16 protein-coding genes are annotated in these 18,400 nt (G+C 37.4%); 12 read left to right on the top strand and 4 right to left on the bottom strand.

The window, feature by feature from the left end:
* Positions 1–104: 104 nt before the first annotated feature.
* The 4 genes from FRX97_RS09540 to sucD form a co-directional block, all read right to left on the bottom strand.
* Positions 105–953 carry a prohibitin family protein gene (locus FRX97_RS09540; RefSeq protein WP_147014983.1) on the bottom strand — a complete coding sequence of 283 codons (849 nt, stop codon included), beginning with the start codon at positions 951–953 and terminating at the stop codon, positions 105–107.
* Positions 954–962: 9 nt separating this feature from the next.
* A complete protein-coding gene (locus tag FRX97_RS09545; protein WP_147014984.1) occupies positions 963–3,017 on the bottom strand; it encodes a hypothetical protein in 2,055 nt (684 codons plus the stop codon).
* 69 nt (positions 3,018–3,086) lie between these two features.
* Positions 3,087–3,833 carry a 3-oxoacyl-[acyl-carrier-protein] reductase gene (gene fabG, locus FRX97_RS09550; RefSeq protein ID WP_147014985.1) on the bottom strand — a complete coding sequence of 249 codons (747 nt, stop codon included), beginning with the start codon at positions 3,831–3,833 and terminating at the stop codon, positions 3,087–3,089.
* 135 nt (positions 3,834–3,968) lie between these two features.
* Positions 3,969–4,850: a succinate--CoA ligase subunit alpha gene (gene sucD / locus FRX97_RS09555; RefSeq protein WP_147014986.1), complete on the bottom strand. Its 882-nt coding sequence runs from the start codon at positions 4,848–4,850 to the stop codon at positions 3,969–3,971.
* Between the two features lie 109 nt (positions 4,851–4,959).
* Here sucD and mnmE point away from each other — a divergent pair, with 109 nt between their 5' ends.
* From mnmE to FRX97_RS09615, 12 genes are all read left to right on the top strand, one after another.
* On the top strand, positions 4,960–6,342 hold the full coding sequence (gene mnmE, locus FRX97_RS09560; RefSeq protein ID WP_147014987.1) for a tRNA uridine-5-carboxymethylaminomethyl(34) synthesis GTPase MnmE: 1,383 nt from the start codon (positions 4,960–4,962) through the stop codon (positions 6,340–6,342).
* 94 nt (positions 6,343–6,436) lie between these two features.
* On the top strand, positions 6,437–7,558 hold the full coding sequence (locus FRX97_RS09565; RefSeq protein WP_147014988.1) for a hypothetical protein: 1,122 nt from the start codon (positions 6,437–6,439) through the stop codon (positions 7,556–7,558).
* Between the two features lie 538 nt (positions 7,559–8,096).
* The gene (locus FRX97_RS09570; RefSeq protein ID WP_147014989.1) at positions 8,097–8,291 is read left to right on the top strand and encodes a hypothetical protein; all 195 of its coding nucleotides are present in this window, start codon (positions 8,097–8,099) and stop codon (positions 8,289–8,291) included.
* Positions 8,292–8,750: 459 nt separating this feature from the next.
* On the top strand, positions 8,751–10,871 hold the full coding sequence (locus FRX97_RS09575; RefSeq protein WP_223266607.1) for a PAS domain S-box protein: 2,121 nt from the start codon (positions 8,751–8,753) through the stop codon (positions 10,869–10,871).
* 104 nt (positions 10,872–10,975) lie between these two features.
* On the top strand, positions 10,976–13,333 hold the full coding sequence (locus tag FRX97_RS09580) for an outer membrane beta-barrel family protein (protein WP_223266605.1): 2,358 nt from the start codon (positions 10,976–10,978) through the stop codon (positions 13,331–13,333).
* Between the two features lie 25 nt (positions 13,334–13,358).
* Entirely contained in the window at positions 13,359–13,664 is a 306-nt protein-coding gene (locus FRX97_RS09585; RefSeq protein ID WP_147014992.1) for a DUF3817 domain-containing protein, read from the top strand.
* A gap of 237 nt (positions 13,665–13,901) precedes the next feature.
* On the top strand, positions 13,902–15,017 hold the full coding sequence (locus FRX97_RS09590; protein WP_147014993.1) for a fatty acid desaturase family protein: 1,116 nt from the start codon (positions 13,902–13,904) through the stop codon (positions 15,015–15,017).
* 67 nt (positions 15,018–15,084) lie between these two features.
* Positions 15,085–16,014: a GNAT family N-acetyltransferase gene (locus FRX97_RS09595; protein WP_147014994.1), complete on the top strand. Its 930-nt coding sequence runs from the start codon at positions 15,085–15,087 to the stop codon at positions 16,012–16,014.
* 308 nt (positions 16,015–16,322) lie between these two features.
* Positions 16,323–16,727 carry a response regulator gene (locus tag FRX97_RS09600; RefSeq protein WP_147014995.1) on the top strand — a complete coding sequence of 135 codons (405 nt, stop codon included), beginning with the start codon at positions 16,323–16,325 and terminating at the stop codon, positions 16,725–16,727.
* A 202-nt stretch (positions 16,728–16,929) separates the two neighbouring features.
* A complete protein-coding gene (locus FRX97_RS09605) occupies positions 16,930–17,271 on the top strand; it encodes an ArsR/SmtB family transcription factor (protein WP_147014996.1) in 342 nt (113 codons plus the stop codon).
* Positions 17,258–17,701: a DUF6428 family protein gene (locus FRX97_RS09610; RefSeq protein ID WP_147014997.1), complete on the top strand. Its 444-nt coding sequence runs from the start codon at positions 17,258–17,260 to the stop codon at positions 17,699–17,701. Before FRX97_RS09605 ends, FRX97_RS09610 begins: the two co-directional genes overlap by 14 nt.
* 2 nt (positions 17,702–17,703) lie before the next feature.
* Entirely contained in the window at positions 17,704–18,330 is a 627-nt protein-coding gene (locus FRX97_RS09615; protein ID WP_147014998.1) for an arsenate reductase/protein-tyrosine-phosphatase family protein, read from the top strand.
* Positions 18,331–18,400 lie beyond the last annotated feature (70 nt).

An 18,400-nucleotide genomic window follows, 5' to 3' on the forward strand; every position in this document is an offset into this window, starting at 1 on the left:
CCGGTCTTTTTTATGGGCCTAATAACTAAGTATTATCCAACTCTATAAAACAACAAAGGCCATCCTTTAGGACAGCCTCCATTAGATTATAATTGGGAATACGATTATTTTTCCGCGTTCAATATTACCGGAAGCCCTTGATCTCCATTACCGATAACGATTATTTTACTGTTAGTAGATTTTGCTAGATTTTCTGTGGCTTCTATTCCTTTCCATTTCAATAAGTCTTTAGTAATAGACTTATTTACAATTTCTTGGAAAGCTCGGATACCATCGGCTTCAATCTTTTTTCTTTCCGCCTCTTTTTGTGCTTTTTGAATTCTAAACTCGTATTCCAGAGATTCCTGTTCTTGCTTCAGTTTTCTTTCGATAGCTGCTTGTAAACTTGGTGGTAAAACAATGTTTCTAATTAGGATATCATTTACCTGAACATAGTTCTCAGCCATTTTAGCCTTTACTTCCTCAAAAATCTGATCTTCAATCAATTCCCTCTTTGTTGTGTTAATTTCCTCAGGTAAATATTGTGCCATAACCTGCCTAACCACAGAACGAGTAAATGGACGCACCACCTTTTCAGGATAATTTTTACCACGTCTTACCTCCAGTAATCCAAGATCATCGGAAACAGGCTCATAGAGAACCGTCACATCCAACTCAATCTTTAGAAGGTTTGATGAAAGCACTTCCATTTTTTCCTTCATCTCCTGTTGGCGAGTCTCGTATACAATCATATCATTCCACGGAGCAATGAAATGAAAACCTGGTCCGTATGGTTGGGCCGTTTCGCTAACCCCTCCACTAAACCTTTCGTATAAAACACCCTTATGCCCAGATTCTATGGTTACCGTTATTCTATTCCAAAAAATAATGGTTAGAATAAGCGCTCCCACGATTGTTGCGATAAGCTTGAAATTTTTAATTTGAATTTGACCTTCTGGTCTGTAATCTTCCATATGTTGTATTTATATATTTCCTTTTAATTTTCTTAGAAACCACTCCACTCCTAATAGCAAACAGATAAGGATACAAATCGGTTTCCACTTCACTATTTCAGAACGATTAATTTGCGCCTGATAAATTTTTGGAGCGGGCTGGTCCTTCAACCTAGCAATTAATTTTGCTCCTTCCTCAATAGGGAAAAATTCTCCCCCTGCTTTTTGAGCAAATTTTCGGAGCTCTTTATGCCTAGCTCTTAAATCCTGAATCTCTCTGTCATTTGGTAATACAATGAAACCACCTGTTTTGGAAAGCTTCTTCCCCTCAACTGTGGTAGTTGCTGTATATTGGTATTTACCAGGACTTAAGCCGCTTAAATTTAATTTATAATTCACACCCGTGGGTATGAATTCCATTTTAAAAAGCTCCTCCCCCTGTTTCGAAAATTCGAATAATAGCACCGCGTTGTTAACGGGGGCCCCAGAATTGTTTAATACCTCGGCTGTAACCGTTTGTCTAGCATCGGAATAAAACTGGTCTGGAATATTAATTTGCAGCTGTTCCCGCTCCGATCTATTGGCCAAGAATTGGACCAATTGATTAATGGTAACATCAAAATCTTCGTGCGATTCAAAGCTTCGGTAAAAGCTCATTCTTAACTTCCACCAATCCCATGCCAAAGAAACCAAAAGCTTCTTATTTCCAATCTGATGGCTAGATAGAAGAGGTAAATCAGTATCTAACGAACCGATTTTCTGGGAAAAGATATGTTGGTAACCCGATGCCAACTTAGGCGTACCCAATTTTATTTTTAGCGGATGTATATCTTGGAAATTCTTCCAAGTGGGACGAATATCTAGGCCCTGATAATCATCATTAGGTTTGGCATAAACCAAGTTTTCCTGAAGCGTAGTTTCCAATTGTACACTAGGAAACCCCAGTTTACTCAATGTTGCCGCCTGGTTTGCGTCGCGAATAAACAATCCCACCCCCTTACCGGCATCATAAAAGTCTTTAATTGGCTTTAATCTAGTTTCTGGAATTCCCTTAGAACTAAAAAAAACAAGCGCATCCCATTTGTTAAGTTGACTTTGATTTAATTCGTCCAACGAAACAATTTTGGTTTCATAATCCGCAAGCTTTTTAAGTGATTGAGCGAAGGCCCCTACATCTGGCGTGGGTCTATCGTATACCAAGCCTACCGTTTTTTCCTTTTCGATTACACGCACAGAAAAGTATTTCTGATTATTTGCCACCTGCTGCTCCTCGGTCTTGGGAGCGTTTAAAACCACTTGATACAAATAATTGCCAGGTATTTTCTCGCTGTGATAAAAAGTTATAAATCCCGCATTTGAAGCCGCATTAACTTGCTGCTCCTTCAATAATTCTTTCCCTGAATACAGACCAATGGTAAAAGGCGTATCCCCAAGGTTTTCCTTGGTCCACTTTACTTTAATGGGAAACAAGTTATTGGTATAGGTTCTTCCATTTATCCTAACATCTGCTATGGTTAAATCGGCAATGGATGTAGTATCTCCAACTGCTATTACATGAATGGCCTTTGGACCAGTAGGAATGTACTCCAAAACATTTCCCTGATTAACAATTCCATCTGTAATCAATATAGTAGCCGCTTGTAACTTTTGGTCGTACAAATCATTTACCCGTGAAATTGCACCAGAAATATTACTTTGATTATTATTAAACCCCGACGTTTTGGAAGAAACTCCCTCACCGAAGTAAAAAAACTCGAGTTGATAATCTTCCCCCAGTTGGTTCTGTAATTGACTGCTAAAAAGCTCATAATCAGAGCTAACCTTGTTAGAATCAACGGCATTAAATATCGACTTAGAATAATCAAATAATACAGTAAGGATGGGCTTTTTGGTACTACTATCAACATACTCGATAATAGGTTTAAGCAATAGGGTAGCTAGAATAGCCAAACTAAAAAATCGCAGCCCCACCAATAAAGCCGTTATTTTTTGATAGCCACGATGCTTATAAAACCAACGCGCCAAAAGAAAGCTAGCCACCAAAATGGGAATGATCCACCAAGGGGAAAGAAGAAATTGAATCATAAATAAAAAAACCGCTCTGCCAAAAGTAGCGAAAGCGGTTAGCTTTTTCTGTTAAGATGTTTAAAGCAATTAGGTTAACATACCACCGCAAACGTGAATGGTTTGCCCTGTAATGTATGCAGACATATCTGAAGCAAGGAAAACGCATAAATTAGCTACGTCTTCTGGCGAGCCTCCTCTTTTAAGTGGAATAGACTCTCTCCATTCCTGAACTACCTTTTCATCCAAGGCTCCGGTCATTTCAGTTTCAATAAATCCAGGGGCGATTGCATTGCATCGAATGTTTCTTGAACCCAATTCCAAAGCCACTGATTTAGTAAAACCAATTATCCCAGCTTTTGATGCAGCATAGTTAGATTGACCAGCATTTCCTTTAACTCCAACAACAGAGCTAAGGTTGATAATCGAACCATTTCTTTGCTTAAGAAGGGTGCGTTGAGCAGCTTTGGTAGTATTAAATACCGACTTTAAGTTTGTTGCTACAACATCGTCGAATTGCTCCTCGCTCATACGCATTAGCAACCCATCTTTGGTTATACCAGCGTTATTTACAATTACATCAATTCCTCCCCACTTATCTACCACTTGTTTCACAAGATCTTCGGTTTGCTCGTAGTTGGCTGCATCACATTTTACCGCAAGTGCATCAACACCTTTCGCTTTAAGATCGTCTTCTATTTTTTTAGCTTTTTCTTCAGATGAAAAGAAGGTAAAAGCAACGTTTGCACCTTCGGCAGCGAATCTTTCGCAGATTGCTTTTCCAATTCCTCTACTCCCTCCGGTTACTATAGCATTTTTTCCTTGTAATAAACCCATTGTAAAGATTTTGAGCTAAAGTAGGATTTTCGAGAAAAAAATAAACCGTTTAAAGCTGTGCCATTCATTTTTTGACACAAAAAAAGGCGTGAATGAATCACGCCTTTAAATTTATTCCTAGTAAGAAGAACCTAATTACGCAGTAACTCCCATTACTTCAGCCATTTTCTGACCGATGGTAGCTGGAGAATCTACAACGTGAATTCCGTTTTCTTTCATAATTCTCTTCTTCGCTTGAGCGGTATCATCCTCACCACCAACGATAGCACCAGCATGACCCATTGTACGTCCTTTTGGCGCAGTTTCACCTGCGATGAATCCTACAACTGGCTTGCGGTTACCATCGGCTTTTACCCATTTAGCAGCTTCAGCCTCTAAGTTTCCGCCAATTTCACCAATCATGATGATTCCTTCTGTTTCAGGATCGTTCATTAAAAGCTCAACCGCTTCTTTAGTGGTAGTTCCAATAATTGGATCCCCTCCAATACCAATAGCAGTAGTTATTCCTAAACCGGCTTTAACCACCTGGTCTGCTGCTTCGTATGTTAAAGTACCAGATTTAGATACAATACCGATCTTCCCTTTCTTGAAGATGAATCCTGGCATAATTCCAACCTTAGCTTCCTCAGCAGTAATAACCCCTGGACAGTTAGGTCCAATAAGTCTTGCATCAGTATTCGCTAAATATTCCTTAACACGTACCATATCGGCAACAGGAATACCCTCGGTAATAGCAACGATTACTTTAATACCTGCGTTAGCCGCTTCCATAATTCCATCTGCAGCAAATGCTGGTGGAACAAAAATTAGAGATACATCAGCACCAGTTTCTTTAACAGCATCAGCAACTGTATTGAAAACTGGACGGTCTAGGTGAGTTTGTCCTCCTTTTCCTGGAGTAACCCCTCCTACTATATTAGTACCATAAGCAATGCACTGCTCTGCGTGGAAAGTTCCTTCTTTTCCGGTGAAACCTTGTACAATTACTTTGGAGTCTTTTGTGACTAAAACGGCCATACTAAAATGATTAGATTTAAAATCGAGACAAAAATAGACCTTTCAGCCGCTTAGCCAAAAGGAAAAACAAGATGTTTTTAACTCAGCCAATTAAGCCGATATTTGCAACATGGCATATCAGGACGAAAACATCGCCGCAATCGCAACACCATCAGGAGCTGGAGCTATTGGAATTATTAGGATTTCTGGCGCTAAGGCCTTTCAAATTCTCAGCAAATTTTTCTTTCCAGGAACTGGCACCTTAAATGTAGACAGTATCAGAGGATATGAAATGAAATTTGGCCGAATCAAAGACCAAAATGAGCTGATAGATGAGGTGGTGGTGGGATTTTTTAAAGCTCCTAAAAGTTTTACTGGTGAAAATGTGGTAGAAATTTCTTGCCATGGCTCCGATTATATCCTGAATAGGGTGCTTTCCCTTTGCCTAAAACATGGAGCCAGACTTGCAAACGAAGGCGAATTTACCATGCGAGCCTACCTCAACAAAAAAATGGATCTAGCACAAGCAGAAGCTGTTGCGGATTTAATTTCAGCGGGAAATAAGGCTGCACATGATTTAGCTATTAAACAAATGAAGGGCTCAGTATCTAAGGAAATATCAACCTTAAGGGAAGAACTACTCCGTTTGGCATCCTTAGTGGAATTGGAACTAGATTTTTCTGAAGAAGATGTGGAATTTGCAGATCGAAGTCAGCTGAGAAATATTTCGGAGCAAATTGTTGCCAAATGCACCGAGTTACTAAACTCCTTTAGCCTTGGAAATGCCATTAAAAAAGGAATTCCAGTTGCAATAGTTGGAGCGCCTAATGCAGGTAAATCTACCTTGTTAAATACCCTCTTAAAAGAAAACCGAGCTATAGTCTCGGATATCGAGGGGACCACTCGAGACAGCATAGAGGAAGAAATTAACATTGCTGGTGTTGGTTTTAGATTAATAGATACCGCAGGAATAAGGGATACAACTGACAAAATCGAAGAGCTTGGAATTGTAAGAACCTTTGAAAAAGTAGAAAAAGCCCAAATTATTATTTGGCTGATTGACGGTAAAAACATACCTGACCAAAACACCTTTGAGAGCAGAAAAAAGGAGTTGTACGACAAACTAAAAGACAACCAAAAGGTGTTTGTTGCGCTCAACAAATCTGATTTAGAAAACACAAATCTTCCTCCCTACTTAAATCTAGATATCAAAATCTCAGCGAAAACAGGAGATGGAATTCAAAATCTGGAAAAGGTATTATCCGATTATGTAAAAGAACTGGGCTTAGATGGAAGCTCAACATTAATCTCTAGTGCTCGTCATGAAGATGCCCTATCCAAAGCCAAAGAGGCGATGGAAGGATTATTAAATGGAATGGATATGGGAATACCAAGTGATTTATTGGCCCAGGACATGCGTCAAGCTTTGTATTTCTTGGGAGAAATTACCGGTGAAATAAGCTCAGACGAAATTTTAGGCTCCATTTTTAGCAAGTTCTGTATCGGAAAGTAACAGCAATAATCTTTCAATGAGTTTTCAATGAAATAAGTACAAATATTCCATTTCCCTATATTTATAACTCCTTTTACCCTACTACTTTTTAAGAATGAAAGTGATCAAAACAATTATCGCAGTAATCATTTCCCTTACATACTTGTCTTGTACAACAAGTGATTCCCAATCAATCACGAGAGCGAATATAGAAGACTACATAAATAACCAATCGCGGGTAGAATATAGAAGCTCTATAGTTTTTGATAAGCTCAAAAAATTAAGTCTGGATTATGAAGGCTTTGCTAAAACGCAATTAAAGGTTTCAAACGCTAACCTTCCGCTTTCCATCCGTCGGGGAGCCTCGACCTTTGATAGTTTAGTTTCAAATCTATTCTATAAGCTCGATAGTGCTCAAATCACCTACTTACAATTAGAGCAAGAAATTATATCGCATCAAAATTTTAAAAATCTATCAGATAGCTGTTTTAACGTTAAATTGAAGCTATTTACCATTTGCAATTCGGCAAAAGAAAAAATACAAAACCAAATTAAAAACCTGAATCTAAAATTAAATGAAGCCACCAAAATAAAGTTCGAAGAATTAAATTCTAACCTTGTTGGTATTAATGCTTCGCTGGATTATAACTTCGAGTGGATAGAAGATTATGATTACTCTAATGGCACGAGTAAAAAAATAAGTAAACAAAGCTTAAATCCATCCTCTATAATTATCAAGATATTCAGGAAAAATAAAACTAAACTAAACCAGAAAACTAAAATATACTACCGAATTGAAACCCCAGACAAACGATATTTGACCTCTGGTAATATAATTTTTAATACTGGGGAAGACGCCAAGGAAATTAATATACCATTAAACTATCCACAAAAACTGCGAATTCAAAAAACCGATATTAATGATCTAAACCTATCACTTCAGTTTTTTAAGCAAACTAGAAATGCACAAAATTCTTCATTCAAAGAAATGAAATACGAATTAGATAGTTTGTTAAGGATTATGGAAAATCACCCTTCACATATAACCAACTACAAGTGCACTTTTTTGGAAAATCCTCTTTACTATGAAACTGAAATTGAAAAAATTACTTTTCAGAGCGATAGTATCCAAAACGCGTTAAACGTAATTCCCTTAATAGATTTGTACTATAAAAACGCAGTTAAATTAATTATTCGAGATTTTTCGGCCTACGAAAATCAATATAATAAGCATTAAGCCCATTTGGTGAAAGAACCCCTACATATTCCCAGCCATCCTGAGCCAAATCATTCATTGTTTTTTCATACAAAGCACTTTCATCTCGGCTAAACATAATAACCTTATGTTCATACTGGCTAGGCAACAACTCTTTCTTTTCCGAGGCACATGACATAAACAATGCCACACCAATTACGAATATTTTTTTTTGCCTTATCATCCTTTATTTTTTTTACGTATTTCCACCATCCGGCATGGAGATACACTACAAATTTGAATTATAACACAATAATAAAACACTTTTTGATTAATTTATTTTATAGGGGGTTTATAATTAACCCATGTATTTCCTCGAAACCAACCAGGTAATACCTTTATCTGAATCCTCTTGATATGGTTAAATTGATCACACCCTATTTTTAACCAAATTAATTGAGCAAACGAGCAAAATGGATTTGTAGTTCTGTTAAATGCGGAAAAGGAATACTATGCGCAAGAATTTGTAAGCTCTAGTGGAGGTCGATTATTAGCTAAAGCTTGCCTAAATAATGGCTATATGGGTTCTAAGGAAGGTGTACGAAGCTTAGAAATTATAGCTCTTGAAGAATACAACGACTGGTTTATGGCTAACGATACCATCACAGAAATATTTGAATTTGCCTTTTTAGATGACCACCCATTTCCAAAAAAAAGATGGAATTTTCTTTTCGGAAGAAATGATGTTGGACATGCTAGAAAACGACTACCCTAACGACATAGCGCTTCGACCAATTGAGAGGTCAACAAACAGCTCGGCTAGATTTAAAATTGTTTTAGAACTAAGCAATGGGATGGTTTTTGAATCGGAAAGTGGCAGGGTTTTATTTAGGTGAATCAGTTTTTTACAAGCTGACACAAACAAACTATAAACCTAGTTTTAATCAACATAAATTCAACTGACTTAGTACGTTCAAGAGCCTTTTTTAACTATAACCTGTTATCGGTGCATTAATTAACTCCATCCCTATATTTATACCGTTCCTAGATATAACACTCCAAATAGGAATTAAAGCTCATAACTTTCTTGGCAATTATTTAACGCAAAAAGATTATGGAGTTTCCCATTTTAAATTCAACGGAAGAACAGTCCATAATCTTTGACTTGTCTCCAGTACCGATGTGGATATATGATATAGACACATTAAATTTTTTAGCAGTAAATTAAGAAGCTATCCAACAATATGGGTACAGTAAGGAGGAATTTTTAAGGTTAAATTTAAAAGACATTCGCCCAGAAGAAGAAGTACCAATACTCCTCGGTGCAATTGAAAGAGTGAAATCAAAGCAAAAAGTGGAGAATGATCACTTTTACCGGCACAAAAAGAAAAATGGAAAAGTTATAAAGGTAAAGTTACGTGGCAGCCTTATTTCATATCTGGGAAGAAGGGCCGAACTGGTCTGTGTAATGGACATTACAGATAACATTGAATACCAAGAAAAATTACTGGCAAATGAATCAAAATTCAAGTCCTTAATAGAGAACATAAAGGATATGATTGTCATTGTTGATAAAGATGCCAATTACAAATACGTTGCAAGCTCTTCCAATTCAATCTTGGGATACGGTCCAGAACATTATTTAGGTCGAAGTGCCTACGACTTCATCAACAAAAAAGACTTGAAACTTTTACAGAAGGTTCACAAAAAAATCCTTTCAACGAATCAGGTAAGCTTTGGCCCCTACAGATTTCCCGATTCGGATGGAAATTGGAGATGGCTAAAAACAGAATTAACCAACCATTTAAATACTGAAAATATAAATGGCATAATCGCTAACACCCGCGATGTAACTGAGGAAATTCAGAAAAAGTTCAGAACAGAATTAATTTCTACCCTTACTAAAGCCCTGTCAAGTCCAGGAAGTCTGCAGGAGGCTTTGTCCTTGGCCTTGACCGAAATTACACAGGCATCTAAATTTGAAGTATCAGAATTTTGGTTGGTTGGAGAATACGGCACCTCTTTAAATTTAGTAGCAAAATATGCCAACTCAGAGATTGCCATAAATTTTCACAAAGAATCTGAAGGAGAGACTGATTTACAGAAAGGGATTGGTTTACCTGGGAATGTGTGGTTGTTTAACAAGGTACTTATTTGGGAAAACCTAGGAAAAAAAGTGGAGTTCACCAGGTTTAAGGAAGCCAACAAGTTTGGACTAAATACAGCAATTGGCATCCCAATTTTATACGGAGAGGAGTTTCTCGGTTGTTTTGTGGGAATTACCACGAAAACTGAAAAACGAATGGATTCTCATTTAGATTTCATAAATGAAATTGCTCAAGAAGTTGGTCCAATTATAAAGCAACGTATTACCGAAGAAGAACACCGAAACTTTTTTAATCTAACTCCAGACCCGCATTGTCTGATAACCTTTAAGGGCTTGATCAAAAAGTGTAATGACGCCCTTTCAACAAGCACTGGATTCAACTTTGAGGAATTACGAACCCTTTCCTTCTCTGGCTTAATTCATCCCTGCGACATTTCCAAAGTACAAACCATATTTGAGCAGTTTAAGCGAGATCAAATACCCAAAACCTCCTTCGAAGCCCGAATTAAAACTAAAAGTGGAGCATACAAATGGGTACTGTGGAGCATTAGTTTATGGAAAGAGTCAAAGCTTTTATTGGTTGTAGGAAAAGACATTTCCGAAAACAAGGAATATGAACTAAAACTAGCCATGCAAAATGAAAGGTTTGAAATGGCTATAAAAGCTACCCATGATATCATTTGGGAAATCAACCATAAAACAGGTGAGCTTACCAGAAGTGAGATAAATGAGAGTCAACAGCCTTTTTCCTTATTTGAACAATTTTCTGAAAACAACTCATTATTTTCAAAGGTATTGGAAAAGGATAGAAAAAGAGTTTGGGAGTCATTCTTAAAAGCATTAAAAGATCCTGACCAACATTTTTGGACAGAGGAATATAACCTTACATCTAAGAAAGGGGAATTATTATATATCATGGATAGGTGTTATATACGAAGGGATAATGATGGTACCCCTTTAAGAACAATTGGGTCCATGTCTGATATAACCGTGCTAAAAAAACAACTTGAAAGAATTGAACGTCAGAACGAAAAATTAAAAGAAATCGCATGGTTGCAATCACATGTGATACGGGCCCCTTTGGCAAAAATCCTAGGCTTAATACAATTGCATAAAGAGACAAAAGAAGAGAGCCTTAATGAAGGTGAAATTTTCGAACTAATTAGGAGCTCCGCAGCTGAATTGGATAAGGTTATAAGGGAAATTTCGGAAAAGACCAACGAAGTAGAAAAGAGTCTAAAACATTAATTTACACGGAAATTCGCCACTCATTCCTTCATTATTATACGTTCCTGGGATCAATTAACTTCTTTGTCCCAAACTGGTAATTATCTTTGCCCCAAAATTCTCTTTTGAAGTACCTTACCTTTACCTTTTTACTCCTTTTCACCTCACTCTTTGCTATAGGTCAAGTATATAAGATCTCTGGAAAGGTGTTATCCGCATCCGAAAACCATGCCATCCCCTATGCTACCGTTGTAGTTTACAACAATTCAAAGGAGATAATCGGAGGAGGATCCACAAACGAATCTGGCTTTTTTAAAATTCAAACCGAAGAAGTAGGCAGCTACATTGACTTGAGTTTCATTGGCTTCGAAAAACAACGAATTAACACTGGTTTCGACAATCAATACGAGTTAAATCTCGGAACTATAAAACTAAAGTCAACAACTCAACAGCTAGGAGAATTTGAGGTTCAAGCTGAAAAATCGACAACCGAATTTAAGCTGGATAAACGCGTTTTTAATGTTGGCCAGGACATTAGTAGTACTGGGATGAGCGCCATGGAACTACTTAATAATGTACCCTCTGTTCGTGTTAATATAGAAGGACAAATTAGTTTGCGAGGCAACACGGGTGTCCAAATTCTAATAAATGGAAAACCATCTGTTTTGGCAGATGAAGGTGGAAATGCACTGGGAACCCTAACCTCCGACATGATAGAAAAAATAGAGGTTATTACCAATCCCTCTGCAAAATACGATGCTGAGGGAAGTTCGGGTATCATAAATATTGTCCTTAAAAAGGAAGAGAAAAAAGGCCTTAATGGGTCTATTTCGGTTAATACGGGAATTCCAGATAACCACAGCTTGGGATTAAGTTTAAACAAGAGAACTAATAATTTCAATCTCTTTACACAAATGGGCGTGGGGTATCGTTCTCTTCCACGATTTGAGGAAAATATAAATAGAAATATCAGCTCCAATCGAGAGATTTCAAGTGATGGAACTTCTTATCGCAACGAAACCTTTTACAACCTAACCCTTGGTACCGATTATTATATCAACGACCTAAATGTCATTACCCTTTCTGGAAACTTTGCCTATGAAATAGAAGATCAACCATCGGAATATCTATTCACCGATCAAGATCCTGAGAATAATAGTTACGCACAATGGATACGTACTGAAAACACCTCGGCCACCAATCCAAAATACCAATACGACCTCCAATACAAAAAGGAATTTAAGAACAGCGAAGACCACACCCTCCTTTTCTCAGCACAGGGAAACTTCTTTGGAAAAGATTTGGATTCAGAGTTCCAGAATAAAACTTTGGTAGGTTCTACCCAGGATGCAAAACAAAAAAGTAATAGCACCTTTTCTCAGGCCGATTACCTCTTTAAACTGGACTACACAAATCCAATTACCGATCACATAACATTAGAGACTGGCGGACAATACACGCTAAACAATGTTGAAAACGATTTTGAGGTAAGTAACTTTAACGGAAGTGAATTTGTAATCGACTCAAACTTTACCAACAATTTCGATTTTAATCAAAGAGTCTTGGGTGTTTATACCACCAGTAGTTTTGAGAAAGGATTGTGGGGGCTAATGCTTGGATTACGCATTGAGCACACCCTTTTGGATACCTACTTAGAACAAGGCGACTCCACCAACCATCAGAACTATACAAATCTGTTCCCTTCCATCCACAGTTCGTATAAAATATCTGAGCTTTTCTCCATTCAAGCTGGATATAGCAGAAGAATTTATCGACCCCGCCTCTGGGATTTGAATCCGTTTTTGACCATCCGAAACAATTTCAATATCAGAACTGGAAACCCCCAGTTGTTGCCTGAGTTCTCTGATTCATATGAAATTGGGGGGATATTTATTTTCCCTAAAGTTTCATTAAATGCTTCGGTTTATCGGTTAAACACTACACAAATTATTGAACGCGTTTCCAGAGTGGAAAATGAAATTGTTTACACTTCACCATACAACATAGGAACAAAGGAAAGTACGGGCATAGAAATTAACGCTAAGGCGAATATCAGCAACAAAATATCCGTTTCGGGTGATTTTAATTATGGATCTTTTAAACGAAAAGGAAACTTTGCAAATCAAGATTTCGATTTTCAAGCAAACCAATGGAACGCGAGAACCATTACCAAAATAAAACTTCCTCAACAACTAGATTTAGAATTCACACTTAACTACCAGTCGGTAGTAAGAAATTTCCAAGGCCATACCATAGATTATGCCCATTTCGACCTCGGGGCTCGAAAAAAATTCTGGGGAGGTAAAGGTGTTTTAAACTTTGCAATTCGTGATTTGTTTGCATCTAGAATCAGACAGACCATTGTTAGGCAGGGCGACAACAGGCTATTTAGTTTCAGTCAGCGCGGCACATTCTTAACCCTAGGGTTTAGTTACGGTTTTGGCAAAGGCGAAGCAATGACCTATTCGGGTAGAAGAAGATAAAAAGAACAAGCAATTAGGATTTTTAATGAAAAAACTAGAATTTTCCACTGCACTTTCCAGGCTGCGGCTTTTGGCCCTTTTAGAGGGTATCTCATTTTTACTCTTTGCGGTAACCATTCCATTAAAATACGTACAAGAAATTCCTGAACCCAATTACGTGGTTGGAATGATTCATGGGGTGCTATTTATTGGGTACGAATTATTAGTGGTACAAAATTGGTTTTTATTAAAATGGAAGTTTTCCACTGCCTTGTTGGCGGGTTTGGCGGCAATTGTTCCTTTTGGAACATTTGTAGCCGATAGCAAGATTTTTAAAAAATATTCTCAATAAGGGAATTCAAATAAATACAAGTCAACCACTTCCGAGGTAGACATTTATCTGTATTTTCTACAATTGCATTAGTTTTTTACACCTAAACTGAATTTAAAGTACACCCAACAAGGCGCTGTAAATTCAGTCGTCGATAATTAACAATGTAGCAATAAGAAAAGATTAACTTTGCACCAGTGGAAACACTATTTCCTATATCCCAAATGTTAATAGGAATTATCCGTTAAGGAATTAATTATGAGTATAAATCAATTTACCCGCTACAAGTTCTGTAGCGAATCCAATCAAGAGTTTGCCCAAACACTTTTAAAAAGGGTAAACAACTATTTCAAACAAAACAACATAGAGCGCTTCGGTGATAGATCCATGATTGTGAAGTCTATTTTCGCATTCGGAATTTACTTTGCTCTTTTTGCTGCGATCTTGTTTGGAGATTTTAGCATGCCAGTTTTATTCCTTCTATGGAGTTTACTCGGACTTGGTGCTGCAATTATTGGAACAACTGTTTTTCACGATGCGTTACATGGGACTTTTTCTAAGAACAAAACGGTAAATAAGATAATGGAGTTTTCAGCTGCTATCCTAGGGGTTAGCGGTGAAATGTGGAAAATTCAGCACAACAACCTACATCACAACTACACCAATATCGAAAATATGGATACGGATATCGATACGCATAACGTGTTGAGATTCACTCCGAACCAAAAAAGACGATGGTTCCACCGTTTTCAATTGTTTTATGCCCCTGTGCTTTACGGTATAATGACACTTGTATGGATTTCTTTTAAAGACTTTGTAAGCCTAGAAAATTACAAGAAAAGAGGGCTTATTAAAACTAAGCAGAAGTACACCAAAGAAATGTGGAAAAACATTTTTGTTAAGGTGGGGTACTTCGGAACTATGGTAGTTCTGCCCATTTTTGTCCTACCACATGCATTTTGGATTACTATCTTAATGTTTATCACAATGCACTTTGTTTGTGGATTCTTTTTGAGTATAGTTTTTCAAACGGCTCATGTTATGCCACACACCAAGTTCCTAGAAACTGAGATTCCAGAAGTGGAAGAAAACTGGTTAGTTCACCAGCTAATGACCACCTCAAACTTTGCTATGAAAAATAAGGTTTTGTATTGGATAATTGGTGGATTAAACTACCAGGTAGAACATCACCTTTTCCCTAACATTTCGCACATTCACTATCCTAAACTTTCTAAGATTGTGAAACAGACTACAGCGGAGTTTAATATTCCTTACTACTCCCACAAAACATTTGCTGGAGCTATTTACAGACATTTTCAACACCTGTACCAATTAGGTAAAAAACAAGTGGCTATGGTTCCTGTAGGAGCTTAATAACTTTTACCAAACAATATTTAAATGGATTCCAAAATGAATAATTTCGGAGTCCATTTTTTGTTTTATGGCCTTTAAGATTATTCCCTACGACCCAAGGTACCGCAAAGATTTTGAAGCAATAAATCTAGACTGGATTTCTAAGTATTTCGTTGTCGAAGATATCGATAGGGAGGTACTAAGTAAACCCGAAGAATTTATACTAAACAAGGGCGGTAAAATTTTATTTGCCCTTGTTAAAGGTGTTGCCGTAGGTACCGTTGGCATTATGAATACCGAATCAATGTTAGAAATAACAAAGATGGGGGTATTAGAAGAGTTTAGAAACCTCGGTATCGGTAAAGCCCTATTCGAAGAAGCATTAGTAGAATGCAAAGGAATGGGGCACAAGAAAATTGACATTTTCACCAATACCAAATTGCTTAAAGCCTTCCTTTTATACAGGAATTACGGCTTTATTGAAATCCCTTTCGATCAGAACATTTACAAACGATGTGATGCCCGCTTGGAAAAGTATTTCATCGAAGATATAGACAACTCAGATATTCCCTTTTTTCTAGCTGAGTACAAAGCTAGAGTAAAAGATGTGGAAGATCTCATTCCTCAAATTCACCCCTCTTTACTCCAGAAATCGCATCCTGCGAGTAAGATGAAACTTATTGAACATTTTAGACATCTGGTTGCATACGAAATGGAAACTCGTATGGCTGTAGGCTGCTGGTTAAATGGGGATAATCAAAAACGGAATTCCCTTTTAAAATTCCCCCTTCCACAGGGCCAAACCGTAGAGAATGAAATCTCATTCAATTTTGAGGTGTATAAGGCATTGCGATATTTGAATCTCAATTTGCTTAATTCAATAGAAGCAGAGCATTTTTTCACAAGGGCTTTTTATTTTGGCGACCAGCTATATCCTAGCCTCTTATCCTGGTTATTGGAGGCTAAAAATCATAATCGTTACGGGCACATTAAGCGTATTATTAATAGGCAATCATAATTTCTAGTAGATTACTAAGACCTCAACTTAGTTAACACGGTATCACATAGTACAGAGGGGATTACGAATCCAATACACGACCGGGTCCGGTCTTTAAACTATTAAAACCGCTCCTTCCTCCTTTACAAACCACCGAAAAACGTCAACACAAAATCCCTTTTCGAGTAAAATCAATTTTTTATCCAGAAGAATTATCCGTTCGTCTTTAAACTAAAATGCAGGAGATACTTCGCACTTAAATTTGAAGCATGACAAGGTTATTTTTAAGAAAACCAAGGTTATAAGTTGTATAATATAAATCCTTCCCAATGAGTTCGATCATTTTAATCGACGATGACAGAATCGTTAATTACATCAACAGAAAAATCATTGAAATTCAAAATCCAGATATCGTAATTCACGAATTTCTATGTCCTAAAACTGCGCTGGAAAACATTTCGATTGAAGAATCACTCAGAACATCCACCATATTTCTGGATTTAAACATGCCCGTAATGTCAGGGTGGGAATTTCTAGCTGCTATAAAAAACCGAATACCGAAGTTCACCGGTAAGATTTACATTCTCAGTTCCTCAATTGATAGAGATGATAAAGAGTCGGCTAAAAACGATCCTTGGGTAGAAGACTTTTGCTCTAAACCACTGAACCCTGAGCTTATAAAACAAATAACAAGCCCCTCCCCTACTAGTGCCCGACAATATGGTACGCTGTAGGTATCAGTTATTACCCCAAAATAATGACAACTTCCTCCTGCTGTAACAAGGTAATCCCGAGGTAATTTTTGCCAAAATATTTTTGCTAACTGAAGAGGAACCATTATCTACCTAGATTGACTTCCTAAAAAACCAAAAATTATCCTCTCCAACTTGACTTGGATATTTTATCATCGTATTATTGCGATATAACATTATGCCTATGGGTGCTAGTAAAGACATTTTATTCTCTGATCAGCAAAATCAACTTGCCACGGCGGCAAAAGCCCTCTCCCACCCTGCTCGTATAGCCATCCTTCAGCATCTATTCTTACATAAAACCTGTATTAACAATGAACTAGTTAATGATTTAGGGTTAGCGCAGGCCACCGTTAGTCAGCACCTAAAAGAATTAAAAGCATTGGGAATCATAAAGGACACCATCACTGGTAAAAAAATTTGTTACTGTATAGACCTAGAAAATTGGAACGCATTTAAGGAGAAATTCAAGCTCCTGTTCGATCAAAATAACCTAACTAATAATTGTTGCAATGACACTAAATGAATTTAAAACTCACCTGAATTCAACAAACCAAATTGAATTCCATCTACCTAACGGGTCCGTAGTACCCCAGCATTTTCACATTACCGAATTGGGACTTAATACCAAAACCTTTATAGACTGTGGAGGCACCATAAGGAAAGAAAAGAAAATCATTTTTCAACTGTGGTATGCTAACGACACCGACCACCTTCTTACTCCAGAAACATGTTTGGGCATAATTAAAAAGGCAGAAAAGCATCTCCCTATTTCGAATTATGAAATAGAGATAGAATACCAGGGTAACACCAAAGAACTCTACGGTCTGGAATATAAAAATGGAAATTTTTCACTGGCCCCAACCTACACAGACTGCTTGGCCAAAGAGCAGTGTGGTATTACCGACTCTAAGGAACCAACTTCCTGTTGCCCACAAACATCAAATTGCTGTTAGCCATGAATTCAACTTTAAAAAAATCCCTTGACCTAGTCTTAGCAGAGATCGGAAAACTACCAGAGCAAAGAAGGGAGCTATTATCGGACCTTGCAAAGAGAATTGCTGATAAAACGAACACGGAAAATAAGCTAGGCCTAGTATTTGTATGCACACAAAATAGTAGAAGGAGCTTCTTCTCGGAAGTCTGGGCCCAATTAGCCATAGAGCATTTTAAACTTGGTAAATTGTTGCAAGCATTTTCAGCAGGATCCGAAGCAAGCGCCATTCATCCAAACACCATTTCTACCCTTGAATCACAAGGCTATGTAATTGAAATAGGCAATGGAAATAACCCTTTACTGAAAGTTTTCACCGATGAAAGCGCCCCTTTGATTGCAAGCTTCTCAAAGGACTTGAATGACAAAACGCTCCCTAAAGAAAACTTTATCGCCATTATGGTTTGTTCAGATGCCGACAAAAATTGCCCATTTGTTCCCGGAGCTTTATTCCGTCAACCCGTCACCTTCGACGATCCTAAAATTGCAGATGGTACCCCTGAGCAGAAATCAGTTTATGAAGTCCGTAGTTTGGAAATAGCTCGAAACATGTTTTTTCTAATGTCGGAAATAGACAAAAGAATCAATTAACATTTGTTTTGATTAAATCCTCATCCGATTAAATCCAGAATAAAGTTTGCCGCGTAACTGAGACAAACAA

This window comes from Luteibaculum oceani (assembly GCF_007995015.1).
Classification (GTDB): Bacteria; Bacteroidota; Bacteroidia; order Flavobacteriales_D; family Luteibaculaceae; genus Luteibaculum; species Luteibaculum oceani.

Excerpts from the sequence above, each read along its gene's own strand:
- FRX97_RS09540 (WP_147014983.1), bottom strand. The coding sequence starts at position 953 with ATGGAAGATTACAGACCAGAAGGTCAAATTCAAATTAAAAATTTCAAG.
- FRX97_RS09545 (WP_147014984.1), bottom strand. The coding sequence starts at position 3,017 with ATGATTCAATTTCTTCTTTCCCCTTGGTGGATCATTCCCATTTTGGTG.
- fabG (WP_147014985.1), bottom strand. The coding sequence starts at position 3,833 with ATGGGTTTATTACAAGGAAAAAATGCTATAGTAACCGGAGGGAGTAGA.
- sucD (WP_147014986.1), bottom strand. The coding sequence starts at position 4,850 with ATGGCCGTTTTAGTCACAAAAGACTCCAAAGTAATTGTACAAGGTTTC.
- mnmE (WP_147014987.1), top strand. The coding sequence starts at position 4,960 with ATGGCATATCAGGACGAAAACATCGCCGCAATCGCAACACCATCAGGA.
- FRX97_RS09565 (WP_147014988.1), top strand. The coding sequence starts at position 6,437 with ATGAAAGTGATCAAAACAATTATCGCAGTAATCATTTCCCTTACATAC.
- FRX97_RS09570 (WP_147014989.1), top strand. The coding sequence starts at position 8,097 with ATGGGTTCTAAGGAAGGTGTACGAAGCTTAGAAATTATAGCTCTTGAA.
- FRX97_RS09585 (WP_147014992.1), top strand. The coding sequence starts at position 13,359 with ATGAAAAAACTAGAATTTTCCACTGCACTTTCCAGGCTGCGGCTTTTG.
- FRX97_RS09590 (WP_147014993.1), top strand. The coding sequence starts at position 13,902 with ATGAGTATAAATCAATTTACCCGCTACAAGTTCTGTAGCGAATCCAAT.
- FRX97_RS09595 (WP_147014994.1), top strand. The coding sequence starts at position 15,085 with ATGGCCTTTAAGATTATTCCCTACGACCCAAGGTACCGCAAAGATTTT.
- FRX97_RS09600 (WP_147014995.1), top strand. The coding sequence starts at position 16,323 with ATGAGTTCGATCATTTTAATCGACGATGACAGAATCGTTAATTACATC.
- FRX97_RS09605 (WP_147014996.1), top strand. The coding sequence starts at position 16,930 with ATGGGTGCTAGTAAAGACATTTTATTCTCTGATCAGCAAAATCAACTT.
- FRX97_RS09610 (WP_147014997.1), top strand. The coding sequence starts at position 17,258 with ATGACACTAAATGAATTTAAAACTCACCTGAATTCAACAAACCAAATT.
- FRX97_RS09615 (WP_147014998.1), top strand. The coding sequence starts at position 17,704 with ATGAATTCAACTTTAAAAAAATCCCTTGACCTAGTCTTAGCAGAGATC.